Source organism: Dactylosporangium fulvum (genome assembly GCF_025137375.1).
Taxonomy (GTDB): Bacteria; Actinomycetota; Actinomycetes; order Mycobacteriales; family Micromonosporaceae; genus Dactylosporangium; species Dactylosporangium fulvum.
This window is the reverse complement of the sequence record NZ_CP073720.1, coordinates 7,703,150-7,723,224: the sequence shown is the minus strand read 5'-3', so window position 1 is coordinate 7,723,224 and position 20,075 is coordinate 7,703,150. Positions and strand designations below refer to the sequence as shown.

The window sequence follows — 20,075 nt, the reverse complement described above, 5'->3', positions numbered from 1 at the left end:
AGACCGGCGTTGACAGGTCCGACGAACTTGCTGCGGGCCTGACCGGGCCTGACCGGGCCTGTCACTGTCTGACAGTGCCTGACATGTCTTGCGTGTGTGGGTGCGGCACGCTGCTCCTCTCGCAGTCCACGGTCAGGTCGTGCTCGGCATGGATCAAGCAACCTCATGGATCAACTCGGAGTCCTGGTGCGTTCATGGGCAGCAGGTAGGCGCCAGATGAGGATGTGCTCCACGTGGACGTGGCGGGGTTGTTGGTGGTGGTCGTGGTGACGTCACCATCCGCGTGACGACGTGCGGAAACGCTTTTCGGCGTGTACGGCACACCGCAGGTGGTGGGGTGAGGTGCCATCGGGTGGCTGCCCGGTTGCGGTGTCGCTGCTGTCGGTACGGCAGTGGCGCCGTCGTTGGTTGACGGAGAGCTGATCTGCCGTCAGGGCTGGCGAACGGGCATCCGGATCTCTGTGATGACGAGTCGTCTGTCATGCCTTGGCCGGTGCCGCCTGATTTGTTGCCGTCAACGGGTCGGATCCGGTGAGGTCGGGTCCGGTGGGGTCGGGTCGTGACAGGTTGGTGTGGTAGGCGAGCGTCCAGGCTGACTGCTGCTGTCAGGTTCTGCCAGGTTCTGTCGGCTGCTGTCAGGCCGGTGGCGGGTTCGTCGCGGCTGACATGCCGCGACTGGATGGTGTGATGCTCGCAGCGGTGAGCGGCCAACGTCTGGCTGGCTATTCCGCAGATCTGACCGCGCTCCCTGAGCTGCATGGACGGAATTCTCGGCAGGAACAGGGTCCTGGTTGCCGGCGGCGCGTCCGCCGCCGTGCTGGCCGCTGGCACTGCCGTCTACGTGGCCGACCGCGGCGGCGAACGGCGGCCAGCCGAGTGCACCGCCGCTGCCGCCGTCGGGCCGGCCGAGGTCGTCGCTGCGCCGAGCGGGGTCGCCTTCGACATCCGCAACACCGGAGCGACGCGCGATCGCGGAGACAAAACGCCGGCCGATGCCTACTGGCGGGGCGCTCTACGCACGCGGAAGCGCGAAGTCGCCGGTGATGCGGAGGCCGCCGTCAAGGCGTGGGCCGGCGGTCAGAGGGGCGCGGTGCGCGTGGGCGATCGCGGCGATGATGGCCAGACCGACGCCGTGCTCGTCGCTCTGGTCGGTGCGGTCCGCCCCGAAGCGCTGGAGGAACTCGCCTTGTGCGGCATCGACCTGCTCGCCTGGACCCAACACCTGCTACGGGATGGCGACCTGGCCGCCGCCGAGCCCAAGAAACTGTGTTACCTGGCTCCTGCACGTCGCAGCCCGCATGATCCGCACCGCACGGCGCACCCCAGCCGCGCATCGTCGAGTGCTGGCCTTGGGCTACCGACCTCGTCACCGCGTTCACGCGGCTGGCCGCGCTACCGCAGCCAGTCACCTGAACCCACACCCGCGTCCCGGCGAGCAGCCCTGGAGGAGCCCGGCCACCGCGCCGTGCAATCAGCATGCCGCACGTTCAGTGACCCTCCGGAAAGATCAACTGCCCCTGGCCACTGCCTTGATCAACGGCCAGCGTAAGGCCGAGGCCAGCTCCGACGTCCGGTCCACCATGGCCAGTTCTGCTCAAGGTCTTGAAATGGGACACCGTCCCAGACTAGGGTCCCAACCCAAGCAGAGCATCGACTTCCTGGAGCACAAGTTGTCGTCTTGCTTCATCGGCCAGATCGGCGCGGACCTGCTGATCGAGATGGCGGTGTTCGTCGACTGGCGCGCGGTCGACTGGCCGATGGGCCGACCCGGCCAACGGTGGGCGATGACGCGGCGAGCAAGACCTACATCGTCTTGGTCATCGTCGGACGATGCGAGGCCGTGCACTGCGGCAGGCATGCGTCGATCGATCTAAAGCACTCAACTGCACGATTCAGTTCCGATCGCAGAGCGGTTACTCGCATAACCAGTAGCGCCGACCGTCTTTCCTAGGGGTCATTGCGCTACCTGGAGGTACCTATTGGACCCCTACTACCTCTACGAGTTGTTCGTGATTACTGAGATGCGTCCTCCTGTTGAGGTATCAGGGCAGCGCCCGATTGGGTCGCTTCTCAGACGGTATGGTTTCCAAAGGAAGAAGGGAAATGATGTCCTCCAGCAATTGGCACCCGAGTCCTGCTCGACGCAGGCTTGTTGCCCTACTGGGCGTTGCCGCGCTCGCTTTACCAGTCCTCGCAGCCTGTAAGAGCAATTCGGACTCAGTCGGCGACGCCGCGGCCGGCACTATTACGGTCGCAAAGGGTTTTGACGTCGAAGTCGACCCCCGCATCAAGGGGGATATTAGGATCGCTCATGGGTTCGGTCTACTGTATTCGCCTGTAATGGTTCTGCGTCAGATGAAGGTTCTTGAAAAGAAGTACCCGAACGCCAAAATCCAGTACTTTGACATCCTGACCACACCGCAGCAGCGAGACGCGATGCTCTCCAGGACGCTGGACTTCGGCACAGCGACGCCCGGCCCCTTCCTGCAGGCTCGTCAGGCCGGGGTGCAACTGAAGATGGTCCAGGTCTTTGCAGGCTGGGATGGTGCCCTCATGGTGAAGGAGGGTGGACCGAGTTCTGTGCTCGACTTCATCGGCACCACGAAGAAGATTTCACCAAGTCTGAATACTGCCCAGTACAACGCCATACAGATGGCCTTGAAAAAAGCTGGTAAAGATCCCCACGCATTGGATAAGAATTTCGTCAACTTGCCCCATCCCGAAGCGATTCAGGCTCTCATGACCGGGTCTTTGGACGCGGCTTTCCTGACCACGGATTACGTCATGCAACTCGAGGCAAAAGGTGGGTTCAAGAGAATCCTCAGCCTACGAGAAACACTGGGTGGCGACTACTACCCAGTCGGTGCGATGGCCTTAGAAAAGACGATAAAGGAAAAGCCTGAGCTGACCAACGCTTACGCGGTTACTCTGCGTCAAGCCGTTGAATGGATTACTCAATATCCCGACGAGGCGGCGAAGGTTTTGAGTGAAGCGAGCGACGGGAAGGTCTCACCTGAAGAGCAGGCGCGATATTTGAAGTCTGACCTCCTCACGCTCCGGACGACAAACGCCGGCTTCCGCAGGCAGGCGGAGATTCTGGTCGATCTTGGAGAGCTGAAGGAAGCCCCTCGCGATCCAGCGGAGATCTACGCCTATAAAGATCAAGCTGGCGAAAACTGGTAGCTGGATTCCCCGAGATCGTCACATGAGACTGGAGAAACATGACCTCGCTTGTCCAGATCAAAAATGTGTCAATAGACTATCTCCGAGCCGGACGCAGTGCGTCTGTTGTTCGAGCCGTGCGGGGGCTTTCGGCAGAGATTGTTCAGAATGAGCGGACAGTCTTCCTGGGACCGTCGGGGTGCGGCAAGTCAAGCGTCCTGTCCGCCGTCGCTGGATTTGTTCCTATCAGTGACGGCGAGATCTGCGTGGCCGGTCATCCGGTCTCTAAGCCGTCGTTCGAGCGAGTCATGGTATTCCAGGGCTTTGATCAACTTTTGCCATGGAAGTCGGTGGTGGACAACGTCGAGTTCGCGCTGAAGGCCCGGTGGCCCAAGATGGCGCGTCACGAGCGTCGTGAGCGCGCACTTCACTACGTGACGCTCGTTGGACTCGCGGGACAGGCCGAGCAGTTCCCGCACACCCTTTCTGGCGGTCAGAAACAGTTGGCGGCGATCGCGAGAGCCTTCGCCCTTGAGCCGGATCTACTCCTCATGGATGAGCCTTTCGGGTCTCTTGACGCGATCAATCGCGATCGGATGCAACAGGAACTCTTGCGAATCTGGGAGGAACGTCGAACGACGCTTGTATTCGTGACGCATGACGTAGCAGAGGCCGTTCGCATCGGACACCGGATCATTGTGTTCAGTAAGGGTCCGCAGAGCAAGGTGCGCGAAGTGATAGATAACCGATGCCTCAACGACGGCGCGGCCACGGCGCAACTCATCGACAATCTTCGTGACTTGCTGGTTCCCGAATCCGAGATGAGCACCGTCCATGAGGAGGCTCAATGAAGTCAGCTAGCGTTCCGGTCCAGCCCAACAGGATGGAAGGGGTCCGGCCCGCCGGCCAGCGGCTCGGTCCCAGAGGTGGTCGTGGCAATCTAGGATCCCAGGCATCGCGGACGAGGCGGGATGCCGTCATGCGCAAGATCGTGATCTTGGCTGGGCTGGCTATCTTCTGGGAATCCGCGGTACGGATATTTGGCATCGACCACTTGCTGTTGCCGCCGTTCACGGGGGTAGTGCGCGCACTGTGGATCGGTGCACAGTCAATGCCACTGTGGGAATCAACGTGGACCACCGTCGAGCTAGTCCTCCAATCCTTTGTGCTGAGCATTGTTGTCGCGGTGCTCATTACCGGACTTGCTGTGACCAACAGTTGGGGAAAGGAAGCCCTCAACACGATTACTGGAATCTTTCAACCACTTCCAGCGATTGCCCTGCTGCCTATGGCGATTCTGTGGTTCGGGTTGACGAAAGAGTCGCTAATCTTCGTTGTCATTATGTCGATGGTATGGCCGCTTGCCGCTTCGCTCACAACGGGATTCGCCACGGCGCCCACGACCCTACTAAGGCTCGGCGAGAACTATGAGCTCGGAAGAATAGCTCTCTTCTGGAAAATTCTACTTCCGCTCTCGCTTCCGTCGATGCTGTCGGGGCTTCGCATCGCGTGGGCATACGGCTGGCGTACCGTTGTCGCAGCCGAGTTGGTCTTCGGCACCACCGGCACCTCAAGTGGGCTCGGCTTCTACATCGACTCACACCGGCAATACTTGCATACGGCGGATGCACTCGCCGGGATCCTTGTCGTCATCATTGTGGGTCTCCTGGCTGAAGCGCTGTTCCGCCAAGTTCAACGTCGTACGACGATCCGGTGGGGCATGGAACGGGCATAATGAGCCAATCTCGGATGCCATCCCCTCGCTTGTGAACGAGATTGGGTCGACGACGGGGCCCGGAGAGTTGAGTAATTCGCTGTAGCAGGCCTTGATCGCGACGCATGGAGCGTGAGCATCCGGATACCCGGAAACTGGGCGACCCTTAGGTCAGGGCTCAATGCCGTTCAGATACGCCATCCGCTGAGGTCAGCGTGGTGAACTGACCGTGGGGGCGGTGGCGTATAGCGGCCGGCCGCGATCTCGTTCGAGGCTGGAGTATGCGCCGCGGCCGCAGGGCCGGTTGACCGATCATGTTGGACTGGGCGTGTCAGCGGCCCGGTACGACCGTGACCTACTTGAAGAGGTCCTTCAACCGCACCGGGCAAGGTGCGACTTACCCGCGAACCTCATCCCCGCGTCTGAGCGGCTAATGGGCGGGTGGTCCAAGCTGTAGGTCCTCGCTGCCGTTTCGTCTACGGCCGTTTGAAGCCCGTATTTATCTCGAGGAGTAGGTCACATCCGGATTGAAATGGGACAGCGTCCCATCTAGGTTTCGTCTAGTCCACATAGACGGTTTCGTCATCGAGTCTTGGGAGTTGAGTTGTCTTCGTTTATCGGTATGCAGATCGGTGCTGTGTCATTCACAGACGAGGGTGTCGGCACAGTGCTGGATTCTGTGCAGGACCGTGGCGCCGCCAACGCGATCCTGCTGTCAGCTGCGTCGTGGCTGCGAGGCACCGCAGGTCGCGCGCACACCGGCTTCCCCGACCACGGTGGCCAAGAGCCGGACGATTTCAAGGGCGGCGCATATTTCCGGCCCAATCCGGTGTACTACGGTGACACCCCCGTGAAGGAGTTCCAGGCTCCGGAAAAGGAGGTGCAGGGCTTCGACATCCTCGCAGACGTGATTCCCGAGGCTCGCAAACGCGACCTGAAGGTATACCCATACTACTGCGAACGGTACCGTACGTTCCCCAACCCGACGTCCATCGCGGGCTATCGCGGGCTGCTGGAGATTGACCACTTGGGACGCAAGGCATCTCGCCCGTGTCTCAACAATCCTGGGTACAAGGGCCTCATGCATGGGATTGTCGAGGACTGGTGCAAGAGCCACGACATTGACGGTGTTCTTTGGGGCATGGAACGCCGCGGGCCGCTCACCAACACGCTCGACGGTGACATGCCGAGTTGCTTCTGTACCCACTGCGAGCAGATCGGTCACCGCGAAGGAGTCGACGTTCGCCGTGCTCGCGATGGCTACCGTGAGTTGGCCGGGTTTGTGCGATCGGCCAAGGCGGGCCAGGCACCTCGCGACGGTTACTTTGTGACGTTCATGCGGTTGCTCTTTGCTTACCCTGAGATCCTGGCGTGGGATTCCCTGTGGACGCGGGCGCACAAGAACTTTGCCCGCGAGATCTACGGTCTGGTGAAATGGATCGACTCCGACCTCGAGGTCGGAATGCACCTGTGGCAGTACATCAACACCTACGACCCGTTCCTCCGGGCCCAGTACGACCTGTCGGAGCTCACGGAGTTTGCTGATTGGATCAAGCCTGTGGTGTACCACACGCCTGCGGGCTCGCGGTTCAAGCGTTACGTGGAGCGCCACACGAAAAGCATCTGGGGTGACTTCACGGCACCCGAACTGCTGCCCTTCCTCTACAAGATTCTGAACCTGCGCCAGGCTGACTACGAAGGGCTCGCCGACGCCGGCTTCTCCCCGGACTACATCCGGGACGAGATCCGGCACACCGTGCAGGCCTGTCCCGGCGTCCCCGTGTACTCGGGGATCAACGTCGGCGTCGAGGCCTACGACGACGAGCGTCCCATCGAGCCGGAAGACGTCCGCGACGCGATCCTTGCCAGCTACGAGGGCGGCGCAGAGGGGGTCATCCTGAGCCGAAACTACTCGGAGACCTGGCTGAAGAACCTCTCGGCGGCGGGTGACGCGCTGCGCGAGCTCGGCAAGGCGTAATCCGAGGAGGGAATCGAGCGGAGATGGTACACATCTGGCAGGGCGCCGCCGTCGTCACGGGACGGCGGCGCCCGGAGGGCCTGGAGACGTTCCAGGATGGCGCCGTGGCGGTCGAAGGGGACCGCGTCGTGGCCGTTGGTCGGGGGACTGACGTACGGTCGCGATACCCGGATGCTGAACTGACGATCATGCCGTCGGGCGTTGTCGTGCCAGGCTTTGTCAACGGGCATCACCACCAAGGCCTGTCGCCGGTGCGACGTGGCGCCCGTGCGATGTCCTTGGAGCACGTATTCACCCATCGACGCACCCTCGCCGGACCGGCGCTGTACGAGGACACGCTGTACGGCGCGCTGCAGCTCCTGGCAGCCGGGGTGACGACGGTCAATCACCTGCATGTTGGGCGGCGCGGCCCCTGGGAGGAGTGGCGACGCGATGCCGACACGGTGCTAGCGGCATACAGCGAGGCCGGTCTTCGGGTGAACTTCACGTTCAACTTCCGTGACCAGAACCGGCTGCTCTATGACAATGACGCCTGGTTCGAGGCGAATCTGCCGCATGACCTCCGTGGACAGATGGCCAGCTTCCTCGCGCGACAGGAAATCCCGCTACAGACGTACCTGAGTGAACTCTTCGTCGGCCTGTGGGAGGACCACGGACGCAACGGCGGAGCGATGGCCCGGATCTCGCTGGCTCCGCACAACCTACACTGGTGCTCAGATGAGGCAATCATCGCGATTGCTGATGTGGCAGCGCGGCACAACGTGCACCTTAATGTGCACCTTCTCGAGTCGCAGCGACAGAAGCTCTATGCCCTGCGGCGCACTGGTACGACCGCCATCCAACATCTGAGGAACCTCGGCGTACTCGATCAGCGGCTGACTTTGCTACACGCCATCTGGGCTACTGCGGATGACGTGGAGCTCCTGGCCCAGGCGCAAACGAGGGTGTGCAGCAGCATCGGGTCGAATCTGCTCATGGGCAGCGGCATCCCCCCTCTGGCCTACATGCGCGACCGCGGCGTCCCCTTGTCTGTCGGCTTGGATGAGGGTGGTCTTGACGGGCGGTCGGACGTCTTCTCCGACCTTCGGCTGACGCAGGGAGTACAGCAGCGAGCGAGCCAGCTCTCGCAGACCATCAGCTGCGACGAGGCTCTGGCCATGGCGACATCGGGGGCGGCGGCCTCTACCGAGTTCCGCGACGACGTCGGCATGCTGGAGCCTGGGCGCTACGCAGACTTCATGGTTGTCGACTGGGATGCCGTAAACGACCCCGGCGGGCCGACTGGGCCGACGCTCGTGGATGACCTCGTCTACAAGGCGTGCACCGCGCACATCGATACCGTCGTCGTGGGAGGCAGGGAGGTCGTGCGCAAGGGGCGTCACACCTGGCTCGACCGGGAGGACATCGCGCGCCGGGTGCGAGAGCAGCTTCGGGCACAGAAGGAGTCCGATGACGGCCAACGCGAGCTGTTACATGCGGTCCGGCCATTCGTCGACAAGTACTGGGAGTCATACGGAGAGCCCGAGAATCTGACACCCTTCCAGGCATACAACAGCACGCGATGAACGTCTAACGATGACGGACCTGCGGCGAACGCTGTCGCGGGCGACCATGTTGACTGCGCTCCCAATGATCGACGCGAAAGGAAGCTGAAGCCGCTCTGGGGCTCGGGATCGGAACGTTTGCCAGCCTGCTGGACACTCCCGGCGCGGCCGATCTCGGGCAACAAATGTTCATCCCCGACAGCCGGCTCAGGTTCATGGCTCCGTCGAAGACGCTGGGCGACGTCGTTCGTGGCATGGGCAAAGGCGCGCTCACGGCCTTGGTCCTCGGGTGCCAAGTTGCAGAACATGGGATCGGCCAGTGTTCGAGAGGTTCGGCACGAGCTTACGTTGCCGGGCTGCAGGGCGACTCGACAGAAACCTTCCCCAGTCCCAATAGTGAACACACGCAAAGGAGCAGGAGTGGCAGCAACGGTTGTACGGGCGGGTCAGGTCTGCAGCGCCTCTGCGGAAGGCAGGCTGGACATCCGCATTGAGGATGGCCGGATCGCAGCGGTCGCACCGCATCTGCCGGCCGAGGCAGGAGACCACGTCATCGACGCCTCGGGCATGCTCGTGCTACCTGGACTCATCGACTGCCATGTGCACTTTCGGGATCCCGGGTCCCCAGAGCGTGAGTCGTTCCCGACGGGCACGGCAGCGGCGGCGTCAAACGGCGTGACGACGGTCCTCGAGATGCCGACGTCTGACGTGCCCGTAACCACTGCTGAGCGGATCGAGAAGCGAGGGCGGCACCTCACCGGCCGCTCGTTCGTGGACTTCGGCCTCTACGCTGGCGCCGGGCGAGGCTCCCTCGACGACGTGGCTGGCTGTGCATCTGCGGGTGCCGTCGCCTTCAAGACGTTCACGCACAGCCCGACGGCTGCCAGGGCTGCGGCGTTCGAAGGTCTATGGGCTGTCAACCAGCCAGACCTGCTATGCACGTTGCAAGCGGTCGCCGCGACCGGTCGGGTGCATGCGCTGCACTGCGAGGACGACAGCCTACTCGAGTACTTCGCGAGCAAGGACGACGCGAGCGCGCCGTTCGGCGTGCGCCACCGCAACTCGCGACCGCCGGTGGTGGAGCAGAGCGCGGTCGCCGCAGTGACGGCCCTGGCCCTCGAGACGCGCTCTCGTATCCATCTGGTGCATGTCTCGACTAACCATGCTGTTGATATTGCCTGCGCCGCAAGGGACATCGGCGTTGATCTCAGCATCGAGACCTGCGGGCACTACCTGACGCTCGACGACCGCACGCTGGATCGATTCGGCTCGCACGCCAAGTGCAATCCCCCTTTGCGGCCAGCGGACACTCGCGAGGCGCTCGTTCGGGCGGTCCGGGACGGTCGGATCGACATCATCGCAAGCGACCACTGCTCGTACACCCCCGACGAGATCGCGAAGCACTCCGACGACCCCCAGCACGCGCTGCCCGGCCTTCCGGGCATAGAGTTCCTGCTGCCCACGCTAATGCACCTGGTCACGGCGGGGGGTATCCCGATGCGCCAGGCCGTTGCCTGCCTGACGTCCGCGCCGGCCCGGCGATTCGGGCTAAAAGGCAAGGGCGACATCGCCGTCGGCTATGACGCCGACCTCGTCGTAGTGGCCCCGGACGCCCCCGCACCCTTCAGCCTCTCCGCTGACTACCACGCCTCGGGCAGTAAGAACGCCGTGTACCTGCAGGGCGTGGACCTGCGAGGCCGGGCGATGACAACGCTGGTGCGCGGCGTCCCCGTCGTCGCCGGGGGCGAGCTGGTCGGCAGTCCCGATCACGGGAAGTGGATCCGCGCGGAATGATTGCCCGGCCGGTTACCTACAGGCTTGTCCTGTTATACTTTGGCATCGATGCGCCACGTGCGGTCATGCTCGGCGGAGCTATAGCCGTCGATGAGATGGCTCACCGCGCTCTATGGCGTCCCGGCTAAGACGTGTTTGAGCAGCATCCCGCGAGAGCTGGGTGGCCGAGCCTTTGTAGACCAACACCCGCGCCTGACCACCGGGGCGCGATGACCGGGCGGATCGGCTCGCTGCTGGTGCGACGCGAGCCGAAGGTTCCGAGGCTTCGCAAGCGCGCTCGGGTGACGAATCGTGGCATAAGGCAGGCCGGCAGAGGACCATTCGGTCCTTGATTCCGCTTCAGTCCGCCAATCTCGTGACGTGCCAATGTTGTGCCGTTCCATAAACGTTTGACTGCAGGGCTGGGCAGGCATTAGCCCTACCGGCCGGTATATTCGCTCGGCCGCTAGCTGACGAGGATTGAGAGGAGTGGAGCCCGGATGGACAAGACGGTCCGGATTCTGCTGGCGTTCGGAGACGGACGGTTGCACGGCGTCCGGGACATCGCACGGAGCCTGACCCTGCCGAAGAGCACGGTGGCGCGGCTCATCCTCGACCTCGCTGACGCACGCCTGCTGGTGCAGGACGAGACCAGCGGCCAGTATCGACTTGGCGCCGGTGCTGCTCGGTTGGGTCAGGCGTACCTGGAGGGGCTGGATGTCCGCACTGTCTCCGCGCCGATCATGGCTGACTTGCAAGAGCGGTCCGGCGAGACCGTCGGCTTGCAGGTACGTGAAGGGCTCGAGCGCGTGGTAATCGCCTCGAACGAGAGCAAGGCGACGATCCGGTCCGGTTTCTCTATCGGAGAGCGGCTGCCGCTGCACGCCGGCGCAGCCGCAAAGGTACTGCTTGCCTTCGAGCAGGAAGAATTCCGCGGTGAGTTGGTGCGGAGCCTCACCCTGACGCCGCTAACCGATCGCACCATTCTCGATACGGATCAACTGCAAGCGGAGCTAGCCAAGATTCATCGACAGGGCTACGCCGTGTCGGAGAACGAGGTGAGTCTGCAGTCAACGTCGGTGGCGGCTCCCGTGTTCGGCGGTGACGATCGGCTATCGGCGGCGCTCGTCGTCACAGGCCCTGTGTTCCGCATGACGGGTGAGGTCGTTAAGGTGCTGACGCCGCTCGTCTGCGAAGCCGCCCAAGCGATCTCGGCTGACCTCGGGAGCACGCACTACCGAAACTGACCGTCCCGCGACAGGACGGCCAAGCGCAGTCCGCGGTCATTAACCACTGGACGTACGGGCGAGCGGATTTGAAGCACGGCATGGTGGAGTTCGTCGCGAAACTGTCCGCTGTGGACCTCGGCTTGTACGACCTGGTAAGGGCGCGCGATTGTGGCCCGGATGGCTTGCGGGAGTGTCAGGAGCGGCTTGGCGTGGAAGCGATGTATTGCGCACGCGTCGACACCGGCCGCCACCAGCAAAGGCCCGGCAGCAGGATCGGTGTCATTTGCGCGCACTGCACCGACAACTTGCGTGAGGCGGTGACGTTGTCCGGGTCGTGGATGCAGGCAGTACCCAATACGTCTACAGACCTCCACACGGTGAGTGCATGAGTGCCACCCGTTGGCCCGATCTGGCTAGCCTCGAGCTTCTGCTGCTCGTCGCAGAGCAGGGCAGCCTTGGAAAGGCCGCGAGACTGCAGGCAATTACCCAGGCGTCAGCTAGTCGACGGCTCGACACCCTGGAGCGTGAGCTTGGTGTCCCGTTGCTGTACCGATCGACGTCGGGTTCGCGCCTCACACCGCAGGGACAGGTCGTTGTCGACTGGGCCCGTGCGGCGTTAGCGGCATCGAACGATCTGCTAGTCGGAGTGCGGGCCCTTCGCCAACAACGCAACGCGTCTCTACAGGTGGCGGCCAGCATGACAGTCGCCGAGTACCTCATGCCTGCTTGGCTTCTGAGCCTTCGCCGCACCATGCCCAGTATTGAAGTAGACCTCCGGGTGGTCAACTCACGACGCGTCGGTGATCTGGTTCGTGAGGGCGATATCGACGTCGGATTCATCGAGTCGCCGTCCGTGCCGCAAGGGCTTGCGGCTAAGCGCGTCGCCCACGACCGACTTGCGGTGGTGGTCGGACCTCAACATCCATGGGCGCGGCGGCGTGAGCCTCTCAACGTCGCGGACCTGGCTGCGACGCCGCTGGTGGTGCGTGAGCCTGGCTCTGGTACGCGTAATGCGCTCGAGCGTGCGCTGGCCGGGCGAGGCGCGATCGCTGCGCCCGTGCTGGAGCTGTCTTCGAACGCTGCGGTAAAGGTGGCGGTCGAGGCCGGTGTCGCCCCGGCCGTTCTCAGCGCCCTCGCTGTCGCTGCCGAGCTGCGCGAGGGGCGCCTCTTCGAGGTCCCCCTCGGAGACCTCGACTTGCGGCGGCCGCTGCGTGCAGTATGGCGGCGCAAACCCCGACTCCCCGATCCAGCAGCAGGGCTTGTTCGTCTCGCGATGACGTTACGACCGTGAGCCTGCAGCCGGTAGTGGAACCGTCTCGGCTAGTGCTCAGTTCCTCTTTGGGGGTGTAGATCGTTTCTCCCGGCGGTGTGATGCTGGTGGGGAGACGATCTGTCATGCCGAAGTTGTTGTACGCGCGTCCTCAGGTGGATGTGGAGGAGGAGCGCAAGGTTCGGAAGTTGGCCGGGGCCAGGCATACGCCGGCGGACTGGATCATGCGGGCAAAAATGATCGCGGCGAGTTACCGACAACCTGTCCAGCCACTTCAGCGTCAGGGCGCGGCAGTGGCTGGCCCGCCATCCCCGCATCCAGCAGGTGTTCATCTGCCTTGATTGTTGGCGGCAGTCAGCTGAGGGCCAGCACTCCGCCCAGGGAGATCAACATGATCAAGACGGTGGAGAGCATGCCAACGGCCAGGCCAGACCAGCCGGTACGCAGCAGGGCGTGTAGCCGGACCGCGGCACCCATACCGAACATCGCGGCGGTGAACAGCACCGTCTGGGCCAACTTGAGCGGAGCCAGCAAATCGGCCGGCACCAGATTCAGGCTGCGCAGCGCCATCATCACGAGAAAGCCTCCGACGAAGAGCGGGACCAAAGGCGGCTTCTTGCCGCCCGCTGCCTGCGCGGTCCGCCGCTGCCAGAAACCGATCCCGGCGATGAGCGGGGCGAGCAGCACCACTCGGGTCAGTTTGACCACGACCGCGGTAGCAAGCGCTGCCGAACCGACCACCTCCGCAGTCGCTACCACCTGTGCCACCTCATGCACGCTGGCACCGGCCCAGATGCCGAAACTCTCCTCCGGTAGGTTCAGGAAGGTCTGCGCGACGGGCAGCGCGACGATGGCGAGGCAGCCATAGAGAGTGACCAGGGAGATCGCCGTCATCACGTCCTCCTCGTCGCTGTCGGTGACTCCGTCCACCGCCGCTACCGCGGCCGCGCCGCAGATGGAGAAGCCGGTGGCGACCAGCAGGGTGCGATCGCGGCTTAGCCCCAGCCGCCGGCCGAACCATTGTGTGCTGAAGAAAGTGACGATCACCGTCGCGAGCACCAGCAGCAGCACCGGAAGACCCAGCTTGAGGACGTCCGGAACGGCGAGCTGCACGCCGAGCAGCACGATCCCGACCCGCAGCAACCGCCGAGCGGCGAACCCCAGACCGGGGGCGAGCGTGACGGTGGAGATCCCGCAGTTGCCCACGATGGCCCCGAGCACCAGCGCGGCCATAAGCGGGCTCACAGCGGGTAGCGCGAGGTTGATTGCCATCGCCACGACGATTCCGACCACAACCACGGCCAGTCCTGGAAGCAGCGATGAACTGCCGGTGCGGCGTACCGGCGTAACGGATCGGATCATGCTGGCGACGTTGCCCGGAACCGCGGTTCCCCGGTAGCCGCCGATGGCACAACAGCTCATACGTTAAGTGCATGACGCGCGGGTAATAGCCGGGACCTGGCCCAGGGCCACGGCAAAGTCGTGATGGGTGTCCGGTTGAGGTGGTTGGTGCAGACGCGCCCCTGCTGGAGGTAGCAGGGCGAGCATGACCGCTTCAGAAGACCATCGAGGTTCTCTACGCCTTGTTGATCGCTTTCGAAGTGAGTCATGCCCGTATCGCCATCATCGCTGACCGCCGCGCTGTCGGCCGCACCGGCCGGACTCTCCACCCAGCAACTGGCCGCTGACCTGCCCACCGTCAAGCTGCTCGGGTGTACTTGTCGATCATGCCGTTGAGGACTCGTCGCTTGCGTATCGCATGGTCGATCGGGATCACGACGTTCGGGTCGTGGCGGGGCGGGTGCTGGTCGACGCTCTGATGTGGACGGTGCTCGTTGAAGTGTCGGGCATAGGCGTCGAGGATCGTGCAGGCGTGCCGTTCGTTGTAGATCAGGATGTGATCGGTGCACTCGCCGCGGACGCTGCCGATGAACCGTTCGGTGTAGCAGTTCGCGCGGGGTGTCCGCGGCGGGATCCGGACCACCTCGATGCCCTCGGCAGCGAAGGCCAACATTCCTCCCAAAGCGTGGTGAGGGTCTGCGGGTCGGGGAAGCCGTCGATCATCACTCCTGCCGTTGTATCGGAGGACGAAGCGGTCGGCTGCTCATTTGCGTCGTCATGGTGACCGGGGACCGCGTGGGGACCACACGTCACGCGCGACGACGAACGCACCTTGTTGTCTCGCACGCCATGGCCACCGGCATAGCGCGCTTGACGTGCGGAGAGCCGGAAGCAGGGCGAAGGGGCCAGGTGAGCGGACACCATGGCGGCCGGGAGGTACGCGTCATGCGGAACGCCGAAACGGTCGTTGGTGTCCGTCGTGAGCGCCACGGCGCCTACGAGACGGTCACTGGAGAGCCCGTTGCTCGGAAAGCGGGCACGGCGGGTTCGGGCCGGGGCTGCTGGAAAGGACCTGACCACAGGCGCCTCGCCAGCGGCCTACCGGTGCCGCGTCTCATGCATGCGCGGGTTCGCGCAAGAGTGCACAGCGTCAACAGATCATGTAACGGTGGAGTCGTTATCTGGTCGCGTGCCGGCGTAGCGGGCGGGTGGCACACCGATCGCAGTCGTGAAGTCCCGTACCAGGTGCGCCTGGTCGTAGTAGCCGAGGTCGGCTGCGAGCCGGACCCAGTCGACGTGCCTGCCTTCGGTGGCCCGCAGGGCTACCTCCTGCAGACGGCAGCGGCGGATGACCCAGCCGGGGCTGACACCGACGTACGCCGCGAAGAAGCGCTGCAGCGTCCGCGTTGCCAGGCCGAGCCGGTCAGCCAGGTCGGTAACCCGCAAGACGGAGCGGTCCTGCTCGACGATGCGCACAGCGTTTTCGACGGTCTCGACCGCTGGGTCCACATCCTTGGGCATCACCGCCGTCAAGGTCCGGTCGAGAATCTTGGCGGCGTCATCGACGTCAACCGAGCCGGTGATGGCTGCCGCCAACTCGTCGCCGTCGAGGCCTGCCAGAGTCGAGGCCGGGACCGGCCCACCGACCAGTGGCCTGCCCAGCACGGCGGCGAGGCCACCGGCGGTGAACCTGACGCCGACTACCCGACCCTCGCCAGCAAGGACTCGCTCGAAACGGCGGTGGGGCGGCCCGTGCAACCATGCCGCGCCGTCCTCGACGATCAGATGGGAAGAGGCGTGGGGCAGGGTCACCTGCCGATGGGCGGGTCGGCCGCGAAGGTCCCACCGCACCGACCAGTACCAGGCCACGTACGGCACCAGGACCGGCGCGGGAGCTCGCCGATCCAACGACCCTGTTCCCGCCGGCGGCGTCCGCAGGACTCCGCGCCGGTCGTCAAGATCGCGTTCCATGGACCCGACGGTACGGTTGCCAGACGCAAATCTCCAAGACCTCCCGAACGGATTACCCTACGGTTGCACTCATGACGCAGCCGACCACCGCCGCCTCTGTCACCGGCACCGAGATCACCGCAGAGTTCGAGGTGACCGGATGGGACCAAAGCGTTTACGACGAGCCCGGCGAGGGCCCCGCCATGGCGCGAGCCACCGTCCGCAAGACCTTTCGTGGCGGCATCGAAGGGGTCAGCGTCGCCGAGCTGCTGACGGCGGGGGATGCTGACGGTCGCGGCTATGTGGCGTCCGAACGATTCACCGGCACCATCAACGGCCGCCGCGGCACTGTGGTCTACCAACACGGGGGGCTCGACGACGGCCGCGCCCCCTACACCTTCGGACACATCGTGCCCGGATCGGGGACCGCAGAACTCGTCGGCCTGGCTGGGGAGATCACCTTCGCGCATGACGAGTCCGGAGCCCGCGTCACACTCGTGCTGCGGTGAGCGGTCCGCCCCCACAGAACCCGACCAAACGTCCTCGACTCGGCATGTCCGGATGCGCAACCTGAGGCGGGCCGCCTACTCCTCACCCCATGCCAGGACGACGGCGCGACCTTGTTGTTGACCGCGACGCCGACCACGAACGTAGCGCCGTGACAGTCCGACGACTCAGCCGACGCCGACGGTCTGTCGCTTGGGCTCGATCAGGGCCACGACGCGTTCCTGTCCTCGGGGGTAGGACTGATCGGTGTACTTGGTGACCAGCCGGTCGATGATTTCCCACGCCGGATCGCCCTCGATCCATTCGACGACTCGTCCCTGCGGGGAGCTGCTGCAGGAGCAGTACGACGACGCGGTCGCCAAGGGTGCGACGGTTCTCGTGCCGGGCGGACGGCTTCCGGGCGCGGGCTTCTTCTTCGTCCCCGCCGTGCTGACCGACATCACCCCTGAGATGCGGCTCCACTCCGATGGACTTGGGCGCGAGCTTGGGCGGTCAGGGATGGACCAGTTCGCCGATATCAAGACCTACGGGGTGGCCTGACGGCACTCGTTGCCGGGCCCTTCGGGGTCAGGGCGGAGGGACAAGCAGCCATGTCAGCGATCTGCCCGACAGGTCATGAGTGGCTGAATGTGCTTGCCGAAGGTGTCGAGTCCGTCGAGGAAGTCGTCGAAGACGACCATGATTCCCGCTGTTCCCTCGACGGCGGCCACCTCGTCGAGCATGGAGGCCACGCTCTGGTAGGAGCCGATGAGCAGGCCGCAGACCGACGAGCTGGTGTCCTCGACAACCTCGAGTGCGCGCTTCACGGAAGATGTGTCCTGATTCCTGTGGACGGTGTCCAGTGACATCTGGCTGCCGATTCCCTCCAGCGCCTTCACGTCCACCCCGCCCTGGATGTGCCGCCACCTGGCCCAGGCCTCCTCGTCGGTCTCGGCGGCGATGATCGCCACCAGGACGTACACACCGATGTCACGCTGCGCCTCGACTCCTGCGGCGGTGACGCGCTCGGCCAGCGGCGCGAACGAGGTGGGCTGGTTGACGCCGTTGATGTTGACGAAGTTGAAGTCGCCGTGTTGCGCGCAGAACTCGATACCGCGTCGGCTCTGGCCGGCGCCGACCAGCGGGATCGGCGCGCTGGGCAACGGCTGCAACTGACAGTCATCGAAGTGGAAGAAGTCACCTTGGAAGGACGATCGGCCGGTCTCGAGGAGCTCTCGGAGGATCGTCACGTACTCACTGGCGTAGTCGTAGCGACGACCGTAGTGCTCGTCCCCTGGCCAGACGTCGAGCTGTTGGTACTCGGCCTTCTGCCAGCCGGACACGATGTTGATGCCGAATCGTCCGGGTGCGATCGAGTCGATGGTCACCGCCATGCGTGCCGCGAGGGCCGGAGACAGAGCCAGGACCGGGGTCGATGCGAACAGCTTGATCCGTTCGGTCGCCGCGGCCAGTCCGGCCATGAGGGTGAACGACTCGAGGGCGTAGTCCCAGAACTCGGTCTCCCCGCCGAACCCACGAAGCTTCACCATCGACAGGGCGAAGTCCAGTCCGTGCCGCTCGGCACTCTCGACGATGCGGCGGTTGAGCTCGAAGGTGGGCTTGTATTGCGGCGCGGTCTTCGAAACGAACCAGCCATTGTTCGCGATGGGTAGAAACACCCCGATGTCCATGGGTCACCTCTCGGTAGTGAAGGCCGGGCGTGTGCCCCGCTGAGGACAGGCTCTCGAGTGCGCGGCCCCGGCATGCGCAGGCCGGTGGATGGCTGGACAGTAAACCGTATACGGGATATCGTCAATCAACCCTGAGCGTGCTGGCCCCTGGGGGTCGCGGCCCGAGCGGCGTGCTCCGGGCGAGTTCGACAACTCAAACCTTTATGCCGGACGGGTTGCGCCAATGCGGCGGCCACCGCACACTTGTGCCAGCGACGTAAGCCGTCGCGCATCTCTCGAGACAAAAGACCTCGATTGAGTCACTCAAGTCGGCGGGGCCCAGGCCAGTGGATGAATCTGGCTTCTCTTTGCCCAGGCCGAATCGCTGTCTTGATCCGGTAGGTACTCGACAGATGGACTACAACATGTTGATCACGGTTGTTGTCGGCAATCCCAAGCCCGACTCACGGACTCTCCAGTTGGCCCTTGGCCTGGCGGCGCTCATCGAGCACGAATCCGAGCCTCGGGTCGTCGACCTCGCGCGGTACGCCCACCGCATCTTCGAGTGGCCGTCCGAAGAGTTGTCGGAACTGAACGAGGCTGTTGCCGCGAGTGACCTGGTGATCTTTGGATCGCCCACCTACAAAGCGACCTACACGGGATTGCTCAAGGGATTCCTGGATCGGTATCCGGCAGCCGGTCTGAAGGACGTCTGCGCCATCCCGGTGATGACCGGCGCCAACCGTACCCACGCCATGGGTCCCGAGGTCAACCTACGGCCGCTGCTCGTCGAGCTGGGCGCCATCGTCCCGACGCGCGGGCTGTACTTCGAAACTCCGCACATGGCTCGAGCCGACCTGCTGCTGCGCGAGTGGGTCGCCGAGAACGCGATCGGCCTCGAGGCGATCAGGGCCATCGCGAAAGTCAAGGCCGGCGCGGTGGCGGGAGGAGCGCGATGAGCGCCACGGTCAGCGACCGGTGGTCGGGCGAGTTCGCGCACGATCTGAGCAACATGCTCCCCGCCGACCCTCATTCGGTTCAGGTCAGGGCCGCATTCAACCAGTTTCCCGCCGCAGTCGGGGCGGTCTGTGCCCTGGTCGACGGTGAGCGCACCGGGCTCATCGCCTCTTCCATCGCGGTAGGCGTCTCCTACGACCCTCCGATGGTGTTGTTCTCGGTGCGCAAGGACTCCCAGACCTGGCCGGTGCTCCGCCGGGCTCCCCGCATCGGCATCTCCATCCTCAGCGAGCACCAGGGCGCGGTCTGCCAGCAGCTGTCCGCCCGGGGACGGGACCGTTTCCAAGGCCTGACGACCGAGTCAGGAGAAGCGGGGGCGGTCTTCGTCCAGGAGGCGATCAGCTGGCTGGATTGCTCGATCGCGGCTGTGACGGAGGCCGGCGACCACGAGGTCGTCGTGTTCAGAGTGCACGCCGTCAGCGTCGCCGAGTCGGCCAACCCGCTCATCTACCACCAGACGCGATTCAGGATTCTGCAGGCGACTCGCGACGGGTGACGATTCCTCTGCTGGTGGAGTGCACCCGAAGGCCGCGGCATTCGGTATGTGGTGAACCGGGGATCTCTATTTCGTCGAGACATTCTTCTCCGCCTCCGCAGGCCAGGCGTGAAAGTGTCCCAACAGCAGTTGTGTGACCTGTTCGGCGCCAGTCGCATGCCCGTTCGCGATGCACTCCGGGGCCTTTTGCATGAGGGCTTGATGGCATCGACGAAGGTCGTCATCTGACCGTGGCCCGCTCAGCCCTGATCCACCGGTCGTCGGCGCTGGTGTGAGCGTGGCATAGCACCTGAATGCCCTCCTGAGCAGGGGCGATGTTGATTGCGACATCAGCATCCGACCAACCCAAAAGGGGCACCTCGTCAGTGGAACCTTCTTACACGGTCCGCCCTGTCTTCGATGACCCGAACGTGTGTCGGCGGCCGTCCAGGTGCTGTTGTTGCGG

18 protein-coding genes and 1 pseudogene are annotated in these 20,075 nt (G+C 64.1%); 15 read left to right on the top strand and 4 right to left on the bottom strand.

Translation table 11 applies throughout. The annotated features are described in order from the left end of the window. Positions 1 to 1,165: 1,165 nt before the first annotated feature. The 10 genes and pseudogenes from Dfulv_RS35315 to Dfulv_RS35270 form a co-directional block, all read left to right on the top strand. Positions 1,166 to 1,413: pseudogene (locus tag Dfulv_RS35315) on the top strand (IS1380 family transposase); the annotation flags it as partial. 690 nt (positions 1,414 to 2,103) lie between these two features. Continuing rightward, the gene (locus tag Dfulv_RS35310; protein ID WP_259858163.1) at positions 2,104 to 3,183 is read left to right on the top strand and encodes an ABC transporter substrate-binding protein; all 1,080 of its coding nucleotides are present in this window, start codon (positions 2,104 to 2,106) and stop codon (positions 3,181 to 3,183) included. A 38-nt stretch (positions 3,184 to 3,221) separates the two neighbouring features. Continuing rightward, positions 3,222 to 4,013: an ABC transporter ATP-binding protein gene (locus tag Dfulv_RS35305; RefSeq protein ID WP_259858162.1), complete on the top strand. Its 792-nt coding sequence runs from the start codon at positions 3,222 to 3,224 to the stop codon at positions 4,011 to 4,013. Positions 4,014 to 4,141: 128 nt separating this feature from the next. Next, a complete protein-coding gene (locus Dfulv_RS35300) occupies positions 4,142 to 4,897 on the top strand; it encodes an ABC transporter permease (RefSeq protein WP_259858161.1) in 756 nt (251 codons plus the stop codon). A gap of 601 nt (positions 4,898 to 5,498) precedes the next feature. Then, a complete protein-coding gene (locus tag Dfulv_RS35295) occupies positions 5,499 to 6,854 on the top strand; it encodes a hypothetical protein (RefSeq protein ID WP_259858160.1) in 1,356 nt (451 codons plus the stop codon). Between the two features lie 23 nt (positions 6,855 to 6,877). Further along, a complete protein-coding gene (locus Dfulv_RS35290) occupies positions 6,878 to 8,419 on the top strand; it encodes an amidohydrolase family protein (RefSeq protein ID WP_259858159.1) in 1,542 nt (513 codons plus the stop codon). A gap of 399 nt (positions 8,420 to 8,818) precedes the next feature. Beyond that, positions 8,819 to 10,192 (top strand): dihydroorotase, encoded by a 1,374-nt coding sequence (locus Dfulv_RS35285; RefSeq protein ID WP_259858158.1) that lies wholly within the window; start codon positions 8,819 to 8,821, stop codon positions 10,190 to 10,192. A 479-nt stretch (positions 10,193 to 10,671) separates the two neighbouring features. Further along, on the top strand, positions 10,672 to 11,418 hold the full coding sequence (locus tag Dfulv_RS35280) for an IclR family transcriptional regulator (RefSeq protein ID WP_259858157.1): 747 nt from the start codon (positions 10,672 to 10,674) through the stop codon (positions 11,416 to 11,418). A gap of 80 nt (positions 11,419 to 11,498) precedes the next feature. Next, entirely contained in the window at positions 11,499 to 11,789 is a 291-nt protein-coding gene (locus Dfulv_RS35275; protein ID WP_259858156.1) for a hypothetical protein, read from the top strand. Next, positions 11,786 to 12,691, top strand: coding sequence for a LysR family transcriptional regulator (locus tag Dfulv_RS35270; RefSeq protein WP_259858155.1), 906 nt, complete (start codon positions 11,786 to 11,788; stop codon positions 12,689 to 12,691). Before Dfulv_RS35275 ends, Dfulv_RS35270 begins: the two co-directional genes overlap by 4 nt. A gap of 333 nt (positions 12,692 to 13,024) precedes the next feature. Here Dfulv_RS35270 and Dfulv_RS35265 read toward each other — a convergent pair whose 3' ends face one another. From Dfulv_RS35265 to Dfulv_RS35255, 3 genes are all read right to left on the bottom strand, one after another. Further along, positions 13,025 to 14,032, bottom strand: coding sequence for a YeiH family protein (locus tag Dfulv_RS35265; RefSeq protein ID WP_259858154.1), 1,008 nt, complete (start codon positions 14,030 to 14,032; stop codon positions 13,025 to 13,027). A gap of 337 nt (positions 14,033 to 14,369) precedes the next feature. Continuing rightward, complete coding sequence (locus Dfulv_RS35260; RefSeq protein WP_259858153.1) at positions 14,370 to 14,684, bottom strand: transposase; 315 nt, start codon at positions 14,682 to 14,684, stop codon at positions 14,370 to 14,372. Positions 14,685 to 15,169: 485 nt separating this feature from the next. Then, positions 15,170 to 15,880: a helix-turn-helix domain-containing protein gene (locus tag Dfulv_RS35255; RefSeq protein ID WP_259858152.1), complete on the bottom strand. Its 711-nt coding sequence runs from the start codon at positions 15,878 to 15,880 to the stop codon at positions 15,170 to 15,172. A 173-nt stretch (positions 15,881 to 16,053) separates the two neighbouring features. Between Dfulv_RS35255 and Dfulv_RS35250 the strand changes: the two genes are divergently transcribed. Continuing rightward, a complete protein-coding gene (locus Dfulv_RS35250) occupies positions 16,054 to 16,470 on the top strand; it encodes a DUF3224 domain-containing protein (RefSeq protein ID WP_259858151.1) in 417 nt (138 codons plus the stop codon). Positions 16,471 to 16,714: 244 nt separating this feature from the next. Beyond that, a complete protein-coding gene (locus Dfulv_RS35245) occupies positions 16,715 to 17,008 on the top strand; it encodes a hypothetical protein (RefSeq protein WP_259858150.1) in 294 nt (97 codons plus the stop codon). Positions 17,009 to 17,061: 53 nt separating this feature from the next. Here the strand turns inward: Dfulv_RS35245 and rutA are convergent, their stop codons facing one another. Beyond that, positions 17,062 to 18,138, bottom strand: coding sequence for a pyrimidine utilization protein A (gene rutA / locus Dfulv_RS35240; protein WP_259858149.1), 1,077 nt, complete (start codon positions 18,136 to 18,138; stop codon positions 17,062 to 17,064). Between the two features lie 392 nt (positions 18,139 to 18,530). On the opposite strand from rutA, the gene Dfulv_RS35235 reads away from it, so the two are divergent. Genes Dfulv_RS35235 through Dfulv_RS48970 form a run of 3 tightly spaced genes read left to right on the top strand, consistent with a single transcriptional unit; the run spans position 18,531 to position 19,858 of the window. After that, positions 18,531 to 19,076, top strand: a complete 546-nt coding sequence (locus tag Dfulv_RS35235; protein WP_259858148.1) for an NADPH-dependent FMN reductase — start codon at positions 18,531 to 18,533, stop codon at positions 19,074 to 19,076. Further along, the gene (locus tag Dfulv_RS35230; RefSeq protein WP_259858147.1) at positions 19,073 to 19,630 is read left to right on the top strand and encodes a flavin reductase family protein; all 558 of its coding nucleotides are present in this window, start codon (positions 19,073 to 19,075) and stop codon (positions 19,628 to 19,630) included. The genes Dfulv_RS35235 and Dfulv_RS35230 overlap by 4 nt, the downstream gene beginning before the upstream one ends. A gap of 48 nt (positions 19,631 to 19,678) precedes the next feature. Next, positions 19,679 to 19,858: a GntR family transcriptional regulator gene (locus Dfulv_RS48970; protein WP_406567854.1), complete on the top strand. Its 180-nt coding sequence runs from the start codon at positions 19,679 to 19,681 to the stop codon at positions 19,856 to 19,858. Positions 19,859 to 20,075 lie beyond the last annotated feature (217 nt).

What these genes read in the sequence shown, in the direction of transcription:
- Dfulv_RS35310 (WP_259858163.1), top strand. Translation starts at nt 2,104, where the DNA reads ATGATGTCCTCCAGCAATTGGCACCCGAGTCCTGCTCGACGCAGGCTT.
- Dfulv_RS35305 (WP_259858162.1), top strand. Translation starts at nt 3,222, where the DNA reads ATGACCTCGCTTGTCCAGATCAAAAATGTGTCAATAGACTATCTCCGA.
- Dfulv_RS35300 (WP_259858161.1), top strand. Translation starts at nt 4,142, where the DNA reads ATGCGCAAGATCGTGATCTTGGCTGGGCTGGCTATCTTCTGGGAATCC.
- Dfulv_RS35295 (WP_259858160.1), top strand. Translation starts at nt 5,499, where the DNA reads ATGCAGATCGGTGCTGTGTCATTCACAGACGAGGGTGTCGGCACAGTG.
- Dfulv_RS35290 (WP_259858159.1), top strand. Translation starts at nt 6,878, where the DNA reads ATGGTACACATCTGGCAGGGCGCCGCCGTCGTCACGGGACGGCGGCGC.
- Dfulv_RS35280 (WP_259858157.1), top strand. Translation starts at nt 10,672, where the DNA reads ATGGACAAGACGGTCCGGATTCTGCTGGCGTTCGGAGACGGACGGTTG.
- Dfulv_RS35275 (WP_259858156.1), top strand. Translation starts at nt 11,499, where the DNA reads ATGGTGGAGTTCGTCGCGAAACTGTCCGCTGTGGACCTCGGCTTGTAC.
- Dfulv_RS35270 (WP_259858155.1), top strand. Translation starts at nt 11,786, where the DNA reads ATGAGTGCCACCCGTTGGCCCGATCTGGCTAGCCTCGAGCTTCTGCTG.
- Dfulv_RS35265 (WP_259858154.1), bottom strand. Translation starts at nt 14,032, where the DNA reads ATGATCCGATCCGTTACGCCGGTACGCCGCACCGGCAGTTCATCGCTG.
- Dfulv_RS35260 (WP_259858153.1), bottom strand. Translation starts at nt 14,684, where the DNA reads ATGTTGGCCTTCGCTGCCGAGGGCATCGAGGTGGTCCGGATCCCGCCG.
- Dfulv_RS35250 (WP_259858151.1), top strand. Translation starts at nt 16,054, where the DNA reads ATGACGCAGCCGACCACCGCCGCCTCTGTCACCGGCACCGAGATCACC.
- rutA (WP_259858149.1), bottom strand. Translation starts at nt 18,138, where the DNA reads ATGGACATCGGGGTGTTTCTACCCATCGCGAACAATGGCTGGTTCGTT.
- Dfulv_RS35235 (WP_259858148.1), top strand. Translation starts at nt 18,531, where the DNA reads ATGGACTACAACATGTTGATCACGGTTGTTGTCGGCAATCCCAAGCCC.
- Dfulv_RS35230 (WP_259858147.1), top strand. Translation starts at nt 19,073, where the DNA reads ATGAGCGCCACGGTCAGCGACCGGTGGTCGGGCGAGTTCGCGCACGAT.